Source organism: Paraburkholderia sp. JHI2823 (assembly GCF_038900695.1).
Classification (GTDB): Bacteria; Pseudomonadota; Gammaproteobacteria; order Burkholderiales; family Burkholderiaceae; genus Paraburkholderia; species Paraburkholderia mimosarum.
The window spans coordinates 1-399 of the sequence record NZ_JAYMRY010000334.1 but is presented as its reverse complement, the minus strand read 5'-3'; the positions used below and the strand labels follow the sequence as shown (position 1 = coordinate 399).

The 399-nt window shown below is 67.2% G+C and carries 1 protein-coding gene; it reads left to right on the top strand.

Features of this window, described 5'->3' with window-relative positions; all coding sequences use genetic code 11:
* Positions 1-280 precede the first annotated feature (280 nt).
* Positions 281-399 (top strand): beta-eliminating lyase-related protein (locus tag VSR34_RS38880; RefSeq protein ID WP_342965297.1); only part of this gene is annotated, 119 nt, incomplete at its 3' end.

The following is a 399-nucleotide window of genomic DNA, read 5'->3' as shown; positions in this document are numbered from 1 at the left end:
CCTCGATCCAGTTCGAAGTGCGCCAGAACGGCCAGCCGGTCGATCCGCTCCAGTGGCTGCCGAAGCCGGGCGGCTGAGCGTCGCCAACGTGTCCGTCGACTGAGCGTGCGTTGGCTCACCGCGGCCGGATCGGCGGCCCTCTCGGGGATGCGCCGATTTTCAGCGCCGCCTGAATTGAATACACTGTATGGCTCGTTTGCCGGCGCGTGCGCGTGCCTCCCGGAATGCACCCGCGGCCGGCTGCCGTAGGCTGTCATTCATGGACGCACAGGGACACACAATGATCGATTTGCGCAGCGAGACCGTTACCCGCCCAACTCCGCCGATGCTCGCGGCGATGTCGGCGGCCGAAGTCGGCGACGACGTCTGGGGCGACGACCCCACCGTACTGCGTCTGCA